Source organism: Microbacterium sp. (assembly GCF_030149085.1).
Classification (GTDB): Bacteria; Actinomycetota; Actinomycetes; order Actinomycetales; family Microbacteriaceae; genus Microbacterium.
The window spans coordinates 1-2,618 of record NZ_JASBSF010000005.1; the positions used below are offsets into that span (position 1 = coordinate 1).

General features: G+C 67.7%; 3 protein-coding genes and 1 tRNA gene. All 4 read left to right on the forward strand.

The window, feature by feature from the left end:
- The coding region (locus Q1V87_RS00115; protein WP_300590329.1) for a UTP--glucose-1-phosphate uridylyltransferase at positions 1 to 673 on the forward strand (673 nt) is incomplete at its 5' end.
- Positions 674 to 697: 24 nt separating this feature from the next.
- Complete coding sequence (locus tag Q1V87_RS00120) at positions 698 to 1,327, forward strand: GNAT family protein (RefSeq protein WP_300590330.1); 630 nt, start codon at positions 698 to 700, stop codon at positions 1,325 to 1,327.
- Positions 1,328 to 1,411: 84 nt separating this feature from the next.
- Entirely contained in the window at positions 1,412 to 2,362 is a 951-nt protein-coding gene (locus Q1V87_RS00125; RefSeq protein WP_300590331.1) for a large exoprotein, read from the forward strand.
- A 54-nt stretch (positions 2,363 to 2,416) separates the two neighbouring features.
- Positions 2,417 to 2,489: transfer RNA gene (locus Q1V87_RS00130), tRNA-Ala, on the forward strand.
- Positions 2,490 to 2,618 lie beyond the last annotated feature (129 nt).

Sequence of the window (2,618 nt, forward strand, 5' to 3'; positions counted from 1 at the left end):
TCCCGAGCTCGAAGAGAAGCTGCGCGAGAAGGGCGACGGCAAGAAGCTGGCGGCCGTCGAGCACTCCTCGGACCTCGCCGAGGTGCACATGGTGCGCCAGGGTGAGCCCAAGGGCCTGGGCCACGCAGTGCTGCGTGCGAAGTCGCACGTCGGTAACCACCCGTTCGCGGTGCTCCTCGGTGATGACCTGATCGACGAGCGCGACCCGCTGCTGACCAAGATGCTCGATGAGCACCGCCGAACGGGTGCCGCGATCGTCGCGCTCATGGAGGTCGACCCCGAGCAGATCCACCTCTACGGTTGCGCGGTTGCTGAGCCCACCGATGACCCGGATGTTGTGACCGTCGGTGGCCTTGTCGAGAAGCCCGCGAAGGAAGACGCTCCCTCGAACCTTGCGATCATCGGCCGCTACGTGCTCGCGCCGACCGTGTTCGACGTGCTCGAGCACACCGAGCCCGGTAAGGGCGGCGAGATCCAGCTCACGGACGCGCTTGAGGAGCTCGCGAAGGACCCCAACGGCCCCGGCGTGCGCGGCGTGATCTTCCGAGGACGCCGCTACGACACCGGCGATAAGGTTGACTACATCAAGGCCATCGTTCAGCTCGCCTCGGACCGTGAAGACCTCGGCGCCGAGCTGAAGCCCTGGTTGAAGGATTTCGCGGCGACCCTGTAGCGCCGCCCGGGTGGGAGGGGTCACGTGGATCTGACGTCCCCCTTCCACCACGGTCCGGTATCGATCCGTCTCATCCGACCGCGCGACGCCCGCGTTCTGCAGCAGCAGCTCCTCGACAATCGATCGTGGTTGCGCCGGTGGGAGGCCACCAGCCCCGACGGGCCGGTCTCGTTCGACATGAGGCTCAGCATCCGTCGCCTCTTGCAGCAGCACCGCGAGGGAGCCGGTGTGCCCTACGTCATGGAGTATGAGGGGCAGGTCGCGGGGCAGCTCAACGTCTGGGGGATCGCGCGGGGCTCTCTTGCCTCGGCGACGATCGGGTACTGGATCGCCGAGGAGTTCGCCGGCCGCAATGTGACGCCGATCTCGGTTGCCCTCGCCACCGACATCTGTTTCCGGGAGCTCAACCTGCATCGGGTGGAGATCTGCATCCGTCCCGAGAACCGCGCGAGTCTGCGGGTGGTCGAGAAACTCGGCTTCCGATATGAGGGCTATCGGCGTCGCTACATCCACATCGACGGTGACTGGCGTGACCACTACGCCTTCGCGCTCGTGCGCGAGGACGTTCCCGAAGGTGTGCTGCACCGGTGGGTGGCGGGGCGGGTCCCGCCGGATGCCGCGACCGTGCCTCCCGAAGACCGGATGCCCGTCTGAATCGGTGCCTGTTGGCGCAAACCGAGACAGACACACGTCGCGGGCTCCCGGGATCGTGCGTCCGCGTCGCATACCGTATGGATCATGGATGGGCAGGTACTCGGGGGTGGCGTGATCGTCGCGGTTTCCGTGCTCCTGTGGCTCGTCTATCTCGTGCCCTCCTGGTACGAGCGTCGCCAGTACGACGCGGCCGAACGAAACGCCGTCCGCTTGAACCAGGCGCTGCGCGTTCTCGCCGAGACGAGCGAGACGCCGGACGAGGTTCGCCTCGAGCTCAACACCCGCACCGCACAAGCGCAGCAGCGCGAAGCCAAGCGCGCGCTCGCCGAGCGAGAGCGGCTCGCCAAGCTTGCCGCCGCGGAGCGGGAGCAGGCAGCGGTTGAGGAGGCCCGTTCCGAGCTCGTTGCCGCGCGGTCGCTTCCGGCAGCTCGTCGTGCTCGCGCTCGCCGCCGTGCGCGGCTGTTGACCACGATCGTCGGGCTCGTCGCCATTGCCTTCCTCGGTTGGGGCGCGTGGCAGCTGGCCACGACCGGATCGCAGACTCTGCTGTGGTGGTCGGCCGGCATCCTTGCGGTCTGTGCAGCAATGCTCGTGCAAATGGCCCGTATCTCGTCGCGTGCCGCCGTGCGGTCCCAGGTCACCGTGGAAGCCCCCGTGCGGGCAGCCCCCACGGTGCAGGATGTCGCTCTACCCGTCTCGCGCCAGTGGGCGCCGCGCGAACTGCCCAAGCCCCTCACCGCGGCATCCGGATCCCGCGCAGCCGCAACACTCGACGGTGTTGCCGCGCGCGAGGCTCTTCGCCGAGCGGCGCTGGATGAGGCAATGCGCCAGCGCGCGGAAGCCGCTGCGCCGCCCACGATCGACCGCGCTCGCGCCGAGCGTGAACGTGCCCGGCAGGCGGCATCCGTCGCTGCACCTGCGCGGGATACAGCCGCTGCGGCGGGAGTCGATTTCGCACGTATGGGGTACGTCGACGACGCCGAGATCGAAGCCCACGTGCGCGATCTGTTGAGCCGCCGCGCTGCCAGCGCTTAGGGGCTCCAGCGATTCAGCCCGCCGGGGCGTGCGTGATAGTGTTACTGGGTTCACGGGCCTGTGGCGCAGTTGGTAGCGCGCCTCGTTCGCATCGAGGAGGTCAGGGGTTCGAATCCCCTCAGGTCCACCCTGTGTTGAGTCGCGTCATAGGTCTCTCCTGAGTCGCGTCATAGGCGACTAGAAGACCTGACTGCTGTCGCGAGCGGCTATGTGTCACTCTTGCGTCATGCATCTGCGCCGAAGCTTCCCCGCGGTC